General features: G+C 38.4%; 17 protein-coding genes and 1 pseudogene. 2 read left to right on the top strand and 16 right to left on the bottom strand.

Going from position 1 to position 18,066, the window contains the following annotated elements:
* Positions 1-77: 77 nt before the first annotated feature.
* The 10 genes from SLH55_RS20275 to SLH55_RS20230 all read right to left on the bottom strand — a co-directional run bounded on the left by SLH55_RS20275 (position 78) and on the right by SLH55_RS20230 (position 7,373).
* A complete protein-coding gene (locus SLH55_RS20275; protein WP_320324372.1) occupies positions 78-959 on the bottom strand; it encodes a phosphotransferase family protein in 882 nt (293 codons plus the stop codon).
* Entirely contained in the window at positions 956-1,654 is a 699-nt protein-coding gene (locus SLH55_RS20270; RefSeq protein WP_320324371.1) for a class I SAM-dependent methyltransferase, read from the bottom strand. Before SLH55_RS20270 ends, SLH55_RS20275 begins: the two co-directional genes overlap by 4 nt.
* A 482-nt stretch (positions 1,655-2,136) precedes the next feature.
* Entirely contained in the window at positions 2,137-3,399 is a 1,263-nt protein-coding gene (locus tag SLH55_RS20265; protein WP_320324370.1) for a neutral/alkaline non-lysosomal ceramidase N-terminal domain-containing protein, read from the bottom strand.
* Positions 3,400-3,524: 125 nt separating this feature from the next.
* Entirely contained in the window at positions 3,525-4,070 is a 546-nt protein-coding gene (locus SLH55_RS20260) for a GrpB family protein (protein ID WP_320324369.1), read from the bottom strand.
* A gap of 18 nt (positions 4,071-4,088) precedes the next feature.
* Positions 4,089-4,568 carry a hypothetical protein gene (locus tag SLH55_RS20255; RefSeq protein WP_320324368.1) on the bottom strand — a complete coding sequence of 160 codons (480 nt, stop codon included), beginning with the start codon at positions 4,566-4,568 and terminating at the stop codon, positions 4,089-4,091.
* A 102-nt stretch (positions 4,569-4,670) separates the two neighbouring features.
* Positions 4,671-5,537, bottom strand: a complete 867-nt coding sequence (locus SLH55_RS20250) for a GNAT family N-acetyltransferase (RefSeq protein WP_320324367.1) — start codon at positions 5,535-5,537, stop codon at positions 4,671-4,673.
* Positions 5,538-5,613: 76 nt separating this feature from the next.
* The gene (locus tag SLH55_RS20245) at positions 5,614-6,144 is read right to left on the bottom strand and encodes a GNAT family protein (protein ID WP_320324366.1); all 531 of its coding nucleotides are present in this window, start codon (positions 6,142-6,144) and stop codon (positions 5,614-5,616) included.
* 44 nt (positions 6,145-6,188) lie between these two features.
* Positions 6,189-6,611, bottom strand: a complete 423-nt coding sequence (locus SLH55_RS20240) for a GNAT family N-acetyltransferase (protein WP_320324365.1) — start codon at positions 6,609-6,611, stop codon at positions 6,189-6,191.
* A gap of 17 nt (positions 6,612-6,628) precedes the next feature.
* A complete protein-coding gene (locus SLH55_RS20235; protein WP_320324364.1) occupies positions 6,629-7,123 on the bottom strand; it encodes a DUF1572 family protein in 495 nt (164 codons plus the stop codon).
* Positions 7,124-7,139: 16 nt separating this feature from the next.
* Positions 7,140-7,373: a hypothetical protein gene (locus tag SLH55_RS20230; protein ID WP_320324363.1), complete on the bottom strand. Its 234-nt coding sequence runs from the start codon at positions 7,371-7,373 to the stop codon at positions 7,140-7,142.
* A gap of 538 nt (positions 7,374-7,911) precedes the next feature.
* Between SLH55_RS20230 and SLH55_RS20225 the strand changes: the two genes are divergently transcribed.
* Positions 7,912-8,076, top strand: a complete 165-nt coding sequence (locus SLH55_RS20225; protein WP_320324362.1) for a hypothetical protein — start codon at positions 7,912-7,914, stop codon at positions 8,074-8,076.
* A gap of 190 nt (positions 8,077-8,266) precedes the next feature.
* On the opposite strand, the pseudogene SLH55_RS20220 reads toward SLH55_RS20225, so the two are convergent.
* From SLH55_RS20220 to SLH55_RS20205, 4 genes and pseudogenes are all read right to left on the bottom strand, one after another.
* Positions 8,267-8,921: pseudogene (locus tag SLH55_RS20220) on the bottom strand (DNA alkylation repair protein).
* A gap of 250 nt (positions 8,922-9,171) precedes the next feature.
* Positions 9,172-9,633 carry a nucleoside 2-deoxyribosyltransferase gene (locus tag SLH55_RS20215; RefSeq protein ID WP_320324361.1) on the bottom strand — a complete coding sequence of 154 codons (462 nt, stop codon included), beginning with the start codon at positions 9,631-9,633 and terminating at the stop codon, positions 9,172-9,174.
* Positions 9,634-9,756: 123 nt separating this feature from the next.
* Positions 9,757-10,239, bottom strand: coding sequence for a hypothetical protein (locus SLH55_RS20210; protein ID WP_320324360.1), 483 nt, complete (start codon positions 10,237-10,239; stop codon positions 9,757-9,759).
* Between the two features lie 1,021 nt (positions 10,240-11,260).
* Positions 11,261-11,839 (bottom strand): hypothetical protein, encoded by a 579-nt coding sequence (locus SLH55_RS20205; protein ID WP_320324359.1) that lies wholly within the window; start codon positions 11,837-11,839, stop codon positions 11,261-11,263.
* A 370-nt stretch (positions 11,840-12,209) separates the two neighbouring features.
* On the opposite strand from SLH55_RS20205, the gene sph reads away from it, so the two are divergent.
* Positions 12,210-13,181, top strand: a complete 972-nt coding sequence (sph, locus tag SLH55_RS20200; RefSeq protein ID WP_320324358.1) for a sphingomyelin phosphodiesterase — start codon at positions 12,210-12,212, stop codon at positions 13,179-13,181.
* Between the two features lie 386 nt (positions 13,182-13,567).
* On the opposite strand, the gene SLH55_RS20195 is transcribed toward sph, so the two are convergent.
* Positions 13,568-16,699, bottom strand: coding sequence for an SBBP repeat-containing protein (locus tag SLH55_RS20195; RefSeq protein WP_320324357.1), 3,132 nt, complete (start codon positions 16,697-16,699; stop codon positions 13,568-13,570).
* 562 nt (positions 16,700-17,261) lie between these two features.
* Positions 17,262-17,897 (bottom strand): hypothetical protein, encoded by a 636-nt coding sequence (locus SLH55_RS20190; RefSeq protein ID WP_320324356.1) that lies wholly within the window; start codon positions 17,895-17,897, stop codon positions 17,262-17,264.
* Positions 17,898-18,066 lie beyond the last annotated feature (169 nt).

Below are 18,066 nucleotides of genomic sequence, written 5' to 3'. Positions count from 1 at the left end.
AGTGTAACATGTTCATTTTGAACTTTTCATTGAAAAATGTTGACAAACTATTAGCTGGTTTAATGGAAGAAGCAAAATTATATATTCTTTATAATTTCACCATGAAGTTTAGCGAAGCGCTTCAACGCACGACTTCCTTGAACTTTTTCATCCAGCTCTTCAAATAAAAGAGTAAGCATAAGGCTGGTGTCCAGTTGATACAGCCATCTCACCAAGTCTGGTACTTTGTTAACTTCATTCTCAAAATCATAATAACTTTCAATAAATCCATCACTCAAGAAACCGTACTCTTTAATTCTCATCAATTCCAATACTGGGTCCCCCATTAAGGCATTTGTCCAGTCAAAAATACCGACTACTTGCTGATCCTTAAATAGAATATTTTCAGGTCTTATATCCATATGCAATAAGTTATTCTTTGACGAAAAAGATTGAAATACTTTCATCAGTTCGTGCTTGTTTGGCAATAGAATGGATTGATTGAAAATGGAATTGAAGTTCTTTAAGTTTCTGGTGATTCGCTCTGATAAAACTCTATGTGCATTAGGTAAAAAGTTTGGAGGAACTTTAATTTGATGTAGTTTTTTTACAAGCTTTCCTACCTCATATAAAGGGGGATTAAGGTAAGTATCACTTGTTACATATTCTTGAATGATAAAATCCATTTCTTCCCCTTTATGAAAAAGGTGTATTTTAGGAGCTGGTAACCGATGTTGGTAACAAAACATCGTTAATTTATATTCTTTCTCTAGTCCTTCCCTAGAATCGATTCTTTTCGCCTGATTCTTACTCATTGTGTGCCAGGGTACTCTAATAACGACTTTACCCCATTCATGAGTTTGTCCAATAAACACACAATTCTCCACACCTGAAGCAAACGGTTGAATATTGACTAAACTACACAAATGTTTACACTCTCTCTCAACTTCTCTGATTAATTTTTCTACTATTTCACTCATTTTCTGAACAATCCTGCTAAAAGACCTGAAGAACCAAAAGACTTCCCATCATTACCTTCGAACATTCTTCGCATTTCTAACGGCTCAAAGTCGCTGAAAATATCTGTTAACGATTCTAGTGTGTACCCCAAACCTCCCATCAAAGTTCCTTTTTGGTACACTTCTATATCAGATAATTCAGCACCTCCTAAACTCCCCCCAACAGCAAAACAAGTAATTCCAAAGTGACCGTTTTCTTTTAGTCCTCTTTTCAATAACTCAATATAGGTAATTCTCCTGTGGGGGGCTAGATGGTGAAAACAACCGGAGTCATAAATGAAATCATATTCTCCCTTTTGTACATTCAATTCAAATATATTTTCATGAAAATACGTAATAGCGAGACCTCTTTCGTCCGATCGCTCTTTGGCCCAATCTAATGAAACCTTCGATATGTCTACAGCATGTACTTCAAACCCATTTTCGGCTAAATAGATGGCGTTTCTTCCTGCTCCGCATCCGAGATCTAATACTTTCCCTGATTTGACTATTCCTTTTTGTAGATAGGATACTAAATTTTCATCAGGTGTATTTTTGAAAATTGGAACCTTTTTATCTCGGTCGGAATAAAATTCATCCCAAAACAAAGATGGATCTCTTAATAGAGAATCTAACATTTCTAATAAACCTGGATAATTCTTTATGGCTTCAGTCATAATAAACACTCCTAACAATTAATGATAATTCAATTATACTAAAGGGAACTTGTTCCATTGTTTCTACAATTTTACATTAGTGTTATTTCAATCAGAGAACTATGAGTTAATAACACCTCAGACAGCTTCTATAACCTACTTAATAGCTTCATAATTGATCACAAATCCTATTTTAATGCTCTTATACTCTTATTAAACAGAAGGCCATGAATAGTGATCGTTACACTTTTCAGACGACATTATAAACGATGTTCTCCCACTAATTATTACATTTATTACATTTTTGTAACATATCGTCTGTTATTTGCAGTTACTTTCTAATAATTGTAGCCCCTTGACTAGACAGTATCAATTTATCCAAAATAAAGGCGCAATCCATTTGGATTGCGCCTATTAGCGTGTCTATTCCATTAACCTGCCCTTTACTTGAACAAAGTGGCGGCTGCTTATTTAGCAAATGCCCCCTTTAGCGGAAGATATGTTCAGCATTTATGCAGTTCCAAGACCTTGTTAACTACCACTTCAGCTGTATTTTCGACCGGAGGCATCCACAAACCTGTAATGGGTCCATAAACTACTGGATTAAGTTCGACTTCATATCCTCCATAGGGGTATGCTTCCTCTGTAGGTAAATAACCGAGATAACCATTGGTATAGCCACCAAAAAAAGCGAGTTTATTGTTAAGTCTTTCTTGGACATCGAGAGCTGATTCTGAAAAGGGTTCCATAGGTATTCCAGAAAAAGAACCTTCATTGATTTGAAATAGTTGAATTTCCATATCAATAGATAATTTTTTTGTATGCTGGCTGTACTTATTCAACATCTCCGTAAGCCATTTGTTCGTGTTGACTCCCCACTGTTCTTCTGCTGATAATGCTATTCTTTTTATGTTTTCAGGTTCAGGTATGTCTTTTAAATCCATCTTATACTTGGTAGAAATTGTTTTGTGCTTGGAAATAGACTTGAAGACAATTGAAGGTATCATAGTTAGAACATGACCACTTAATGCATACGACATTTGCTGGATTGCTTTCATTGAACCACGATATTTCGCATTAACATTTCCAGTTGAACCTTGTACAATTATCACTGGACAATGAAGCACCTGTTCAAGAATTCCTCTTGTTAACCCTGGATAATCAGCTGATAAGATATCACTGTCTGCCTTTAAGACATTAGGATGGGCAGTACAAAATACGATTGCTCCTGATAACTTTTGTGTAGCTTCATTCCTAATTGCCAAAATTCCTATTCGCGGATCAACAATACCTTTTTCATTTGTTCCCATCTTTACTTTACCATCAGTTGTTTCTTCTCTTCGATTAACTCCAATGTCACCAACTGTAACATTCCATCCAACCTCAGAAAGTTCTACATTTTCATTTGCCTTAACCGCAGCTTTTATAACATTATTTATTAATATTGTTTTATAAGCCTTGACGACTTCACTATTACTAACCGTTGCAGGTCCTGAATGGGTATGAGTGTAAACAACAGTAACTTCTTCAAAGGAGATGCTTAACTCAATTGCAATTTGCTGCCGAATTATTGATGTATCTTCGATTAGCATTCCTATATTATCAATACTGATAAATACAGTCTTAGTTGTATTGCTTTCAAACACAAACGCAGTTGCATAAATCCGTTCATCAACATTTGTAACCCCTGTTGGTCTATGATATCCAATAAAATCAATACCCAATGGAGGTGTAATATCTATCTTGTAAACTCCTACTTTACTCATTGAAACCTCTCCATAATATGTCATAGTGTTTTTGGATTAATCTCCATTAATTGAAGAGGGCAGTAGCCGAGAACAATTAGCTCTGATCTTCAGTTATTGCCACCTGTAATTGAAGATGCCCTACGTTAGTATCTTTGGTTTTTAGATGATTTTTTTAAGATTCCACTTATAAATTCAGATTTGGCTGAAGTATAAGAGGTTCTGTTTTTCACTGAATTAGCCAAGTTCTTTTTTAAGTTTTCATACTCCATTACTGCTTCTTGATTATTACTAAGATAGTCCCTAAAAGCCAAATGCCTTGCCAACTCCTCGCTATCTTTATTGCAAACATATAGATGGTGCTCCATCCATTGTGTATCCTTGCCGTCCCACGGAGTAAGTTCATCTTTTCTTCCAAATGCTTCTCTACCTCTAAAGCTCCATTCTTCTTGATAGTAGTAACCTATTTTTTCAAGCTCGTTGATTACATTTGGAAAAACACTATCATCCTCAATTACAATATCAATATCCAAAATGGGTTTAGCTGCCAAGCCAACTATAGATGTACTTCCAACGTGTTCAATATCAATAATTAAACCACTTAAAGAATTGCTTATCACTTCTTTAATTATTTTAAAAGTCTCAGCCCATCTTTTATCATATTGTAAAATCTCTATTCTAGGAGATGGCAAAGCAAAACCCCCCTTTAGTTAATAAGCGTGCTCCATTAATAAATGAATTTTATTGGTTAACTCACCTCTCATTTCTCTATGATCATAGTCAGAGTACTGATATTCAGAGTTAAGCCACTTTTCAATAGGATATTGCCAAACAGGATTAGGAAGCCTTTCTTTAGGTTCCCAGCTATAACGAGGGAACACATGGGCATGTAGATAAGCATCTGTATTTCCATAAATTGAATAATTTACTCTTCTAGCATTACATACCTTTAAAATGGCTTCTCCTATTAAACTCATATCTAACAAGAATTCACTTCTCTGCTTAAAACCCAATTCTTCAAGTGAACTATATTCTTCAAAGGGTAGTAGTACACAATAACCCGGTAGGAATTGAGTATCTCCAATGGCAACAAAACCACTTCTCATTTTTGCCATCACCATTGGATTTTCTCCAGTATGTGCTGATGCAATTCTGTCATTTTTCCAATCTTCATTTGTACTGCTTTGCATTTTTTTTCTCCTCTTTAATTTCTCTTCTATTCATCATCTTGCCCTTTATTTTAAAAAAAGCTGTCTCCATCCAAGCCGGAGAAACAATAAATGTCGTTTCTCTCACCCAAATACCTGAGCAGCTATACCAAATAATTCACCATTCCTCCCTGGCATCTTGGTTGAAGTAAGCATCATAACTGGCGGACTGCTAACCTTTAAAAATCCGCAATTCTCTATGGCTTCTCTAAACACGTCATTACTTGATGGTACATCGATTCTTAATTTGCCTTTATGCCTAATTGCCAGCTTATCCAGAATGATAGATGCTACCTGAGGATCTATTGCCACAATGGGACCTATTATAAGATTGATAGGGGTTATTGTAGATAGTCCAAACCCTACAATAGTTCCTGTGCTATTTCTCACCACTATACATTCCTCAGATTGATTGATTCTTTGCGTAAGGAAGCCGCTTCTCCTATCTCCAAAAGCTGCTTCATCCAATTCAATAACCTTATGTAAGTCGCCTGCTCTAAATCGTTCAATGGTAACTGTTCCATGACTTAAGTGAGAAGGTGAAAAGGTGTTGCATATATACTTATGTACACGATCAACGATTTGGAATCCCATTTTCTCATAGAGAAGCTTCCCTTCTTCAGTCGCAATGAGCATGATGGCAATGTTACTTGAATGGGAATCTATACATTGTTGCGTTGCTTCTTTACCTAATCCTATTCCTCTATATTCTTTGTTAACTATGACCATCCCAATGGAAGCGACACTCTTTTCATATGGTATGATGGCCGCACTTGAAATAATTTTCCCTTTAAAATTCTTATGTCCGAATACGTTACCTGCTGACAGCACTGTATCAATTTCTCGTTCATCATAGTCCCACCCAACTGATTTAGACAGTTCTATAAATGCCGGGATGTCTTTCTTGTCAAACTGGACTAAATGTAGTTTTGATACGTTACCTGTAATCATTCAGTTTTCTCCTCCATTGATTCCATATATTGAGAGAATGAACTTCTATCCTAGTTCCTATTTAGAATAAAAGAGTTTAGTACTCTTCTCGTAAAAGACCATATACATCAACATCTTCATACTTACCGAGAAGTAACCTATTCTGCCTTAATACTCCTTCTTTTTGTAAACCAGCTTTTTGTAACACAATAGATGAAGCATGATTTCTGGAAATAGCCGATGCCCAAATCTTGTTCAAATGTAAATGATTGAATCCAAAATCGAGCATCATATTTACTGCTTCCGTTGCAAAACCGTTACCCCAATATTTTTTTCCAATCCAGTAACCAAGCTCACCTTTATTATTACTTTTATCTATCCTTATGGTAATAGTCCCTATTACTTCACCAAACTCTCTATGTGTAATGGTTAAGGGATATTCAGTACCTTTGCGAATTTGCTCAGGCTGAATGGCAATCCACTCTTCTGCGTCTTTCAATTGATATGGATGAGGGAGACCTAGAATGCTTGCCAAATCTTTATCGTTTGCAAGCTCTGAAATTCTTGGGGCATTTTCTTTTATAAAAGGTTGTATGATTAACCGTTCAGTTTCGAGTCTAATGAACATAGTAAAACCTCTTTTCTTGAACGTGCTTGGAGTACCCGTCATGATTAAAAAGTCTTTTTAAAATATGTAGCTGATTCATCATATCCAATCGATTTGTAAAACTTATCTGCTCTTCTTGTCGCAAGAGCAACCAGCTTAGAGCCCCGATTTTTGGATAACCTCTCCACCTGAGACATTAAGCTTCTGCCAATGCCTTTCCCTCTGTATTGTTCTAAAACCAATAGTTCTTCGACCCAACTGACTATTTCGTTCGCATAAAATGCTGGATGATGAAGGACGAGTACATAACCAATCAGCTCTTGTTCCTTTTCGGCAACGATTAAGTCTACACTTTTGTCATTTATTAGTGAATCGAAAACATTTGCAAAATCACTGGAATTAGGCTCAAAACTTGTTGCCAACTTTTTGGCCAAAGCAAATAATTGATCTCGATCACTACTTATCACCCTTCTGTATAGAACTTCCACACTCTTCCCTCACCTTCCTATCCTTTAGGAATACTAAGGATCTTCCAGTCAAGATTCTTAATTTGTTTTCCAATATACATCATTTGCCCGAGATGATAACTAATGTGCGCAATTTCTATCTGGATGGCGTGCAAGACACTTAATGATTTATTCCTAATGGTAATGGTTTTCCCCAGGTCTTCTTCCTTTAAGTTATTTATGACGTTAAAGAGCAATTCCCATCCCTGATGCCACCTTGCCATTAGGGACTCTTTGGTGAAGTGTTGGTCAATGAATTCCATACCCCTTTTCCTCGTTTGCTTTTCCCCATCAGAAGTAAAGAAGTCTACCCAACGGGAACTCATGTTTCCATGAAGGTGTTGAATAATGATGGCAATACTGTTCGATTCTTCATTTGGTTTCCAGTGCAATTGCTGTTCAGTCAGTTGCTCAATGGCCTCTTCTGCACGTTCCTTAAAATGGTTAAACTGTTGCTTGATTACTTCTAAATAGGCAAATTGGTTACACTCCATGTTTCAACCCCCGTAATTACTCTCTATGATATGTAATGCCTATCCCCATATTTTCTAATAGTGAGAAGTACGTGGGACAGGTTTTTGAGACTGTACCCGGATTATTTACTTTAATCCCAGGAACCCTCGTACCTATTAATGATAAGGACATTGCTACCCGATGGTCATCATAGGTTTCTACTATTACCGATTTAGGTTCCCCTGGATATACGGTTAAATCATCCTTGTATTCATCCACTTTGATACCCATTTTTTCAACTCAGAGCATATGGCACTGATACAATAATTCCAATTATTTCAAACATTAAGTTACTAATCAATATGTTATTCCATTAAATGGCCCTTTAACAGAATAACAACAACTAAAACACCTACTAGAAATTGAGAAAGTGTTTGGGCCACAGCATCTTCTACTCTCATCAAAAAAACGTCCTAAGGTCAGACCAACGGACGTTTTTAAAACATTTTCCTTTGTACATTCTTTTTCAATTCTCTCCTTGAAAAGGGATATAGAGAAGATTCATGCGAGATTTACAATAATCGTGCGGGATTTAGAAGAATCATGCGGCTTCCTTTTTAATCGTGCGAGTTTTTAATGAAATCATGCGAGAATTCTGATTATCATGCCAACTTGTCGAATTTACTTTATCGTGACTAACAAGAACTAAACTTGTACAGGTACCTCGTCTCCTTTAAAGAGCCAAGGTACCTGTCCCCGCGGCTCCTTCTTAAAGATAATACAGAAAGGAGCCGATTTTGATACAATAAAAGAAAAGTAGGTGTAAACTATGAAAATAAAAACTTTTACAGTAATGTCAAGTAGCAAAAAGCTTGATGAAAAAGTAAATGAATTTTTAGATAGTAATATTGAATTAGTTGATATTAAATTTAGTAGTAGTGCGAACGGGTTAGCTGTTTTGATTATGTATAATGAACGTGATGAACATAAATGATCTAACATAGGGAATGAAAACCAGTATTCAGGTTTATTCAATCAGATAGTTCTAGAATCCTTTGGTAATTTATTTCTCATCAAAACTCCATGAAAAAAGGATCTGGAAGCTTACCTTCAGATCCTGTCCTTATTGAGGCTTTGCATTCTTTTATTTTCACATTAAAAACTTGTGAATTTTTCAGCTGTAGCTATTTATTCATTCGTTTGTTCACTTCAATCGTAATAATTGGGAGTACATCCTTTTGATACCTTTTCATCTTTGTAAAGACCCGTTTTCTCACCAAGTTTCATACAACGTGCACGATACTTTTCATCATAAACGCCTATCCAGCCTGCGGTGAAATTCATAGCCCATTGAACTTCCGGTTCTTCCTCCGTAATAGCAGCTTCAATGGCAGATAGTAAGTCTGCAGTGTTATCAGGCGGGGTTTGTCCAGTCCATCTCAATCGCCCTTGATAATACCAGAAAGTTCGCCTTTGAAGAGCAGAAGGACTATTTCCCCACGACTCCATCAATGCAATATTCTTCTTGTCTTTAGTGAGCTGATTAGCCATTAACCAATCCATTAAGTTATTTCGCTCATCATATGTGTGAGTCTGCATATCCTTATCAAGCTTATTCAGTACATCTTGGGAAAGAAGTTTTTTGTCCATAATTAAGATGGCCAATAGTCTGGGCAAAAACTCTTCGGTTGACCAAAGTTCCATAGCTAGTTCGTGATCTTTTTTAATGTCCTTCGCGATTTTTCGTAAGTCGCCTAGCTTGGTTTTTCTATTGATCTGGGATAGAATGTTCTCTGCTATTAATGAGCGATTTATTTCTGTGCTTTTATTTTTACTCATTTGACACAACTCCTTATTAAAGCACTGTCAGTCCTTGGCAGGATATATAAGTCTTATTGCAAACAATTGTACCATAACAATGTAATAGGAATGATTCATTTCACCGTTATTTTGGTACGGTTCTCCACTACTAGTGCGAAACTGCATCTTCAACATTCTGGCCATTAACGGAAAATCAAACACATAAAAAATCGCCTCATTTCATTGAGAAATGGGCGATACCTCATACCAGCAACTTGCCATTGATCCATCATATCACCGGCCCCTCATACGGAGCTTTCGGCATCCTGTAAAAATCATACGTCGATAGTTCTTCCACTTCAGTGAAGTAGGCGTGTAAACTGTCAGCCATCATTAAATTCATGACGGAATTCTTTTCATTAATCAACAGGATGGGCTTTCGCATGGCGTGAGCGTACCCGATTTCAAATGCCGTTCCGCTGTCCACATACTTGCCTTCGAAATCACGGATGCCCACCAGTACATCGGAACGCCTCAAATGTCTCAGATCATTGCGAAACACCTTCCGCCTCCACTCTTTTGATCCAAATTCAAGGTGTTCGAACTGATGAAATCGTGCTGAGAAGATTTCCGACACATACGGATTCCGCATGAGGGATTGTTCGAGCCTTTGTACCCGGTCTACTTGTTCCTCACTGAAGAAAGGACTTGCGATAAATACTCTGACGTTTCTTGTGATCGAGCTCTCCATGTGACCTCCCCTGAGACGTATTTATTACGTATCATATTAAGGAGTCTTCACATTCATGTATACGATTATTGGTGAGTATGAATTAAACCGAGTATGAAGTCTCCATACTCGGATTCTCTTGATCTAGGAGGGTTCTTCTTCAATCGTCCAGATTGCCAATTCTTGACCAGGCAGGGCACTGACAAGTTCACTTTCTCCATCAATCCCTGCATGCCAGCACTCAAATTCATCATCGTTGCCGTTTATAAAGATGGAAGACCCATTTTCAAATCGGATGAACAGGTGGGGAGCCTCCTCACCAACCAGTTCTACCTTTGTCACGGATTGTCTTCTCATTCGAATGATCTGTAGAAGTTTCCCTTCTTCCGACATATCTACGATCTCATCTTCACTTAAGGGATACTGCTTCACACCCGGGTCCAATAAACACCACTTTGATTCAATGTTCAAGAAGAGTTGAGGATCTTCCACATCAGTGTTTTGATAATGAAAGAAAGAGAGCATCAGCGGACCTGGTGAGATTCCAAATTGAACACCGTCCAGCTGCGAATGTTGGAAGAGGTTGTTTAGAAGAGCTTCCGCTTGCATTTTATCTTTTGAATCCATTTGATTTAACTCCTTATTTCTTGAATATTGGCAGAGCAGATTAAGAATCCAGATAGTAAACCAATCATGATAAATCCAAAGAGAATGTATTTCATAGAGCAGCATGTACCTTTCAGTGTGAGAGTAGGAGTCAGGCTCATCATTTCGGAGTATTCTGAACAAATACAAATTATACCGGAGCAACATTTCAGGAACCTTAATAGAACCATAATTAATCCTTAATTTATATTGATGAATTGCCACCTTCTTTTCCACACCCATTCTGTATGGATCAGAACGGAAGGTTTCAATGAATAAATCAATCATTAGAGATAATATTATTTACAAAACAAAAAAATCGAGTATGGAATCATTTGATTCACACTCGATTTTTCAATTTTAGCACTGTCCTGGAGCGCCACGGGGACAGGCACCGTGCCTCCTTTTCAAAGAGCCAAGGGACCGGTCCCCATGGATTTTATAATAGTTAAATGATCGAGGAACGAGTTTTTCACTGGCTCATAACACAACCAATAATTCTTGGAGAGAGTGGACGAAGGTTGAATTCCTCCCCTTCTTTAATTTTGAAGAGGTTCTTTGTTGTATATACCGCTTGCTTGATTATTAATTGACCTCCTAGACATGCTAAATAGGACGTCTTGATAGGTTTTGAATGATATCCAGATTATTCAGGACACTATAAGCCCTCTCATTTGTGAGAGGGCTTTAATTTATTGACCTATGGAATTAATACTATATCCAAGCGCCATAAAAATGAAGAAACTAAAGGTCATTAACGTATTTGTTATTAATAACAGGTATTGTTTACAAAACCAGGCTAAAATAGCTCCTATAGGGGCTATTAAAAAGGTCAATATCCATACTCCACTAGACACTTGAAATACTATGTTAGGTACCCAGAGCAATAAAGAGATGACGAGACAGGCAATAGAGATATTTTTATAAATTTTATTTTTATTATTTTGTCCCATTGTATGTATAACCTCTTTTCCAATGTAAATCCCCTTACATTTAAATAATTTTATTTACAGCCTCTAACCTTCATTTGAGCACTAAAGTATGCTTTTACAGCATTAGCGTATATTTTTTCTTTAACTCCCATTTTTTTATAATCTTGATTAATCTGGAAAATTAATTTTGCATCTGTATCGCAATCATAATAACCATATTTTTGATATCCATAATCATGTTGCCTACATGCATTATCTAAATAATCTATTGGAGACCCACTTCCATGTCCCGGACCGCACCAATTTCCATATACAGGTATAGACATTTTTGCAAGCAGAAAACGACCTGTTGTTTTTTCAGGACCATTTATATAATCTTTATACTCTTGACTAATGCTATTTAAAGCTAGACCTGATTCAATAATAAACTCAGATTGACCATCATTTTTAGCTTTTTCTACATCAAAAAAGACAGTTCCACCTTCTGTATATGTGTATTTCTCCATGACTAATTCTACTTCTTCAATACTACTATTTTGGTCAATAGTGCCCTTGGTATTACTTTCCTCATTTGTTTTTGCACTCATAGATGTTGCAAAGGTTGTAAGTGAAAGGATACAAACCAATGCCATAATAAAATACTTTCTCACAAAAAATTCCTCCATTACAAATATTACGCAGCTGCCATCTTATAATATCGGAATAATATCAAAATATGAGTCTTGTTTTTATTAATGAGTCATGATAATACAAATACCCGTGATCCACCTTAAATATTTTTAAGATAATATTATACAAATATATTTTCCGGAAAATATATTTGTATTTTTGTAATGACCATAAAATTAGTAATTAGATCATCAAATAAAATTAGAAAAAAGAAGACCGTCATGGTAGGCAGTTTCCCAAAGATTTCATACCACTTTATGTAAAATTGTGTTAAATAACTGTAAATTCATCCTCTTTTTAAAGCGTTTCCATTATGATTATAGGGAATTCTAAAGGTTGGAGGAGTTAAAAATGAGTAGAAAAATGAACATACTGGTTGTGGCAGCTTTAATGGTATCATTGATGTTTAGCACGAATGTGGCAGCAGAAGAGACAGACTATCCAAATGATTTTAAGCTATTGACACATAATGTGTATATGCTTTCACAGAACCTGTATCCAAATTGGGGTCAAGTGCAACGTGCGGAGCTTATTTCAAGAGCAGATTACATCAAAAATCAGGATGTGGTCATACTCAATGAGATATTTGATAACGAGGCTTCGAACAAGCTGTTAAATGGATTATCAACGCAATATCCGTATCAAACCCCTGTCCTTGGACGGAGTAAAAATAACTGGGATGATACCCTTGGATCTTATTCAAACCTGACCCCTGAAGACGGCGGTGTGGCCATCATCAGTAAGTGGCCAATCGTTGAAAAGATTCAATATGTTTACAGTGAAGGCTGCGGCGCTGATTGGTTTTCAAATAAAGGATTTGTTTATGTGAAAATCAATAAAAATGGGCACTTCTACCATGTAGTTGGTACTCATATGCAATCCGAAGATGAACGCTGTTCGGTTGGTAAGGATGCATCCGTCAGAAAGTCCCAAATGGTGGAAATGAAAGAGTTCATTACAAAGAAAAACATCCCAGCAGATGAAGTGTTATATATTGCTGGAGATATGAATGTGATAAAGGACACTGCAGAATATTCTTCCATGCTAACAAATCTCAATGTCAAGGAGCCGAGTGACTATACCGGTTTCACCTCCACTTGGGATCCTGCTACCAATGGAATCGCAGGTTATAACTATCCAAACCTTCAGCCACAATATTTAGATTATATCTTTGTTGAAAAGAGTCATAAACAACCAAGCTCTTGGTTTGTAAATGCCCTGAATGTCAAATCGCCTGAATGGACAGTGACTTCTTTAGGAAAATCGTATTCGTATACCGATTACTCTGACCATTATCCAGTAAGCGGATCTTCTAAACCTTGATTTAAGCTATTAATTAAAGTGAGTCGTTTTCATTGTTATTAGTCGAACAGAAAATTCGGCTCAGGGCATTTTTGTATTCATTTTGTTGTTTTGATTCTATGTTTTAAATCCTAATAACCCTAACTCTTTTTTCAACTGTCACTTATTCTACGGGGCCATCCTTAAGTGGACTGGCCCCTGCAAATGAAACAGTTTCTTTACTGATCGACACATATAAAAGTCTTAAAAAGAATCGAGCAGGAGATCATAAAGTTATGATCTCCTGCTCGGATTATTTTTTCACTGACAATGCGTATTGTCTCACAAAAAGGTAGTCGGACACCTCTAGATTTGACCATTTCAGATCCTACAGTATACAATTCCCATTGAATTGTTCCTTTCGATATCTACATGATTGATCTTGGAAAACAGAACGTCCCAAATACTTCAAGGTTAACAGGGAAAGTAACCTCAATCTCCTTGCATACCATAACACTCAAGGGAATCATTGGTCCCAATGGATCGCTGCCCATTAAGACGCCATCCGTATGACACAGAATTTGCCGGGTGCTACATTTAATATTCTCAACCGTCATTCCTTCCGGGATACAAACCATGACTTCATCCTGAACTTGAGTTCGTACTGTAAATGAACAGATGCTTTCCTCTTGAATGAAGATGGAGACATCCACTGGAATCGTCCACGTTATCAGGAGCTTCCCTGGAGTTCCCTGTTCCAGAATGGATACCTTGCATTGAATCTGATCCGGTGTTGGCGGCGTGTATTTGACCGTTACCAGCTCGCCATTTTCTAATGCATTGGATACCGCTCGTTGACATGCTGGATCTGGAATCATATATTTACCTTTATATTTGTTCTGATAGATTAGCCAGTCATACACTTTTAAGGTGTGTATACATTCTGCGTTTAACCTTTCCGGCTGCTGTTGGAGAACAACTACATCGAAGGAACAACTTGATGTATTTCCTGACTCATCCGTCGCTGTACACGTAACCGTTGTCGTTCCGATGGGAAAGAAGCTTCCGGATGCAGGAGAACAGGAGAACGTACTTCCTGGACAGTTGTCTGTGACCACAGGATCAGGGTAGGTCACCGTTGTTCCACTTTCATTAGACGAAACAAATACGGTGATGGAATTTGAACAAGAAATGACTGGAGGTTCTGTGTCTTGAACGGTCACTGTGAAGGTACAGGTTTGGTCACCTTCACTGCATGTTACGACCGTCTCACCAACCGGAAAGAAGGAACCAGATGGAGGAGAACATATTGACCCGGTAGATGACGTGTATTGAACCACTGCCCCACACTCTCCAGGATCGTTATCAACTGTTATATCATCCGAACATACCAAACCGATCTTTGTGACAAAGCCATCGAAAGCTCCTCCAAATGTAGATTGGAATGCACTCTGCGTCGGAAAATTGGTTGAATCGGTGAAACCCGTCACATAGGCGTTTCCATTCGAGTCTATGGCGATGCCAAATCCAATATCCTGCCCCGATCCCCCTAGATACGAGGAGTAGATCAAGGTACCTGCAGGGTCTATCTTCGTGACGATGACATCCAGGAGACCTCCAAATGTTCCCTGAAATGCATTCTGAGTCGGAAAATCAGTTGATTGGGTGGAACCCGTCACATAGGTATTTCCACTTGTGTCTGTGGCGATGCTACTTCCACTATCCTGCTCTGATCCCCCTAAATAGGAGGAGTAGACCAAGGATCCGGTCTGGTCTACCTTCGTGACAAAGATATCATCATTTCCTCCATACGTTCCCTGAAATGCATTCAACGTCGGAAAATTAGAGGATGTCGTGAAACCCATCACATAGGCGTTTCCACTGGAGTCTGTGGTGATGCTTTGCCCTTCATCCTGCCCCGCTCCCCCTAAATACGAGGAATAAATCAGGGATCCTGTCGGGTCTACCTTTGTGACAAAGGCATCTTTAGCACCTCCATACGTCCCTTGAAACGCATTCTGTGTCGGAAAATCATTTGAAAACGTCAACCCCGTCACATAGGCGTTTCCACTCGAGTCTGTGGCGATGCTACTCCCGTCATCCTGCCCCGTTCCCCCTAGATACGAGGAATAAATCAAGGATCCTGTCGGGTTTATTTTGGTAACAAACGCATCTTGAACACCTTGATACGTCCCCTGAAAGGCATTCTGCGTCGGAAAATTAATTGAACCCGTAGAACCCGTCACATAAGCATTTCCACTCGAGTCAATGGCAATGCCTTGGGCTTGTTCTCGCCCCGTCCCCCCTAGATAGGAGGAGTAAACCAAGGATCCTGTCGGGTCTACCTTGGTAACAAAGGCATCAACATTCCCCCCATATACCCCCTGAAACGCATTCTGCATCGGAAAATCAGTTGAAGACGTTTCACCTGTCACATAAACGTTTCCACCGGAGTCTGTGGTTAGGCCACTTACTGAATCAGAAACCGATCCCCCTAGATAGGAAGAGTAAATCAAGGCACCTACCGTGTCTACTTTGGTAATAAAGACATCCTGAATACCACCAAACGTCCCCTGAAACGCATTAAGGGTCGGAAAATTAGCTGAAGACGTGTTACCCGAAACATAGGCGTTTCCGCTCAAGTCTGTAGCAATGTGCAACCCAAAATCCGAATTCACTCCTCCCAGGTATGAAGAGAAGACCAAGGATCCAGCTGGGTCTACTTTCGTGACAAAGGCATCAAAACGCCCTCCATTCACTCCCTGGAACGCATTCTTGATGGGAAAGTCAGTGGAAGCGGTTACACCCGTCACATAAGCGTTTCCACTCGAATCAACCGCAATACTTACTCCTTGATCTTGCTCCGCTCCCCCTAAATAGGAAGAATAGATCAATCCTGGATCAATCAGAAGGCTTCTTTGAGAGTCATAGTTCTCTTCTAGAAAAAATCCAAGAGTGGGTCCATTCGCTGCATCTTCCAATATCGTAAACCTCGTCTGGATGAGGTCTTGTTCCCCTCCATTTTCTTGAACACTCACAGGGCGCTTGTCCACCATCTCACCCATCACTGTTTGAAGGAGAATATTGCCTTCCTCATCTAACGCTATCTCATCCATCCCTTTGTAAGCAAACTTGATTCGTTCAACGCTTGCACCAGGATGCACATTGAATTCATATTTCAGTTGACCTTCTCTTCCATAAAAGTGAAGATCAATACCTGGCCACACATCTAGATACATCACTTCCTCAAACGTCGGAATGCCCGTAAGCCATTTCTTAGCATCTGCACCACGATAATAATTGACTCTTCCCGGCAGTTCCCGTCTTACTGAAGGCACAATGGCATGATGATCATTTAGAAAATGAAAATCCAGTCGAAGCCCCTTCTCTTTCTCTCGTTCCAAAAATACAAAACTCGCTCCTTGATCAGTGAAGAACACTTCATAACCCATTCCATGAGCATAATAATGAACGTTTTCATCTTTCCACTGCCCCTGATTAGGAATGAAGTACATCGGTATTTCTTTCTCTCCAACTAAATGTTGTGTACGTTTACTCATACGCGTATCGCCACCCTAAACTTGTACATATTTATTCTAGTTTATGTACAAGTCCTTCGAGTGGTATAGGCACTCTAGAACAAATCGGAGGCCTTCATTTAGTTCAATTGATGACTATTACGAAAATGAAGCCAAGGGGACAGGTCCCTTGGCTTCTTTCATTTTCCATTGTTTCATGACCCCATCAATTCTTTCACGCTATCGTTCTCGAATCCGAATGGGATCAGGAATCTCTTGATCTTCTCCAGGGACATCTCCATGGGAAACCAACTAGTTGAGAATCGCACACTCGGGTCTTCCCCTTGATGGGAACACTGTCTCAACCAGTACGCCAGCCGATGAATTAATTATATCCACACTCTCTAAAGTCTTGAATGTGCGCTTCCTTTCTTCTTTGTTTAACCCACTTTTCATAAAAAAACCCCCTACATCTATTGATGTAAGGAGATTATCTCACTTGTTACACAGTAACAAGTATGTGGGCTTGATATGACACTTCCTTTAGAATTACGCTCTCGAATGTTAACGAAGTCATGAGTCAGACGCAGTGGATATTGAATTTCTATATAGATTCGGCACGAAGAATACCGATCCTGTCATTGGAAGTAGCAACCGTTGCTGCTGACTCAGATAGTAAAGGAGTTCTGATAATTTGTTTTGCAGACGTACCCTCTGTCAGCAACACATCATTATCAAGGCGTAAAGAGAATGCTGCGTCTGCCTCCAATGTCTTCATCTCAAACGCTGGAATAATCATTAAATGAGGTCCAGGTATTGCCCCCTCTAATAATCGTTGAGCCCCTCCTACTAAAGTCCAATTACTAGATATCCCTAAATCTGCAATGACCCCCGTTCCTCTTAGTGTATATATCATTCCATTATCGGTTGGTTGGACATTGGCTGTGGTAATCTCTCTTACTTCCAATGTAGCAATTCCACTATTTTTTAATAGGTGAAATTTAAAATCTTCAAATTCAATAGATGACGCTGATAGACATCCTCCACCTTTTCTACAATCCCTTGGAGATTCAAGAAAATCCTCCATCTCTAAACGTACTAACCCCTGTACGGACTTCTGATCAATTACAGAAAAATAGTTTTCTTCATCCGCTATATTAAATTGATGATATCCCGTAAATTCATTATTATTGTATTCAAAACTTAAGCGAAGTTTAGGTTTGCATTTCTTTTTTCCCATATCTTCTATCTCCTTTAGTAAAATCATTTAAAATAGAAAGGTATATTAAACATATACCTTTCAGCATAGTTTATGCAGAATGATAGCTTTATGATACTATCAATTCAGTTTGAGCAGATTCCCTACCATGTACATGTCTCAAAAAAAATGAACTGTGCTTGAGATTCAC

The sequence above is a fragment of the Rossellomorea sp. YZS02 genome, from assembly GCF_033963925.1.
GTDB lineage: Bacteria > Bacillota > Bacilli > Bacillales > Bacillaceae_B > Rossellomorea.
This window is presented reverse-complemented; position numbering and strand designations above follow the sequence as displayed.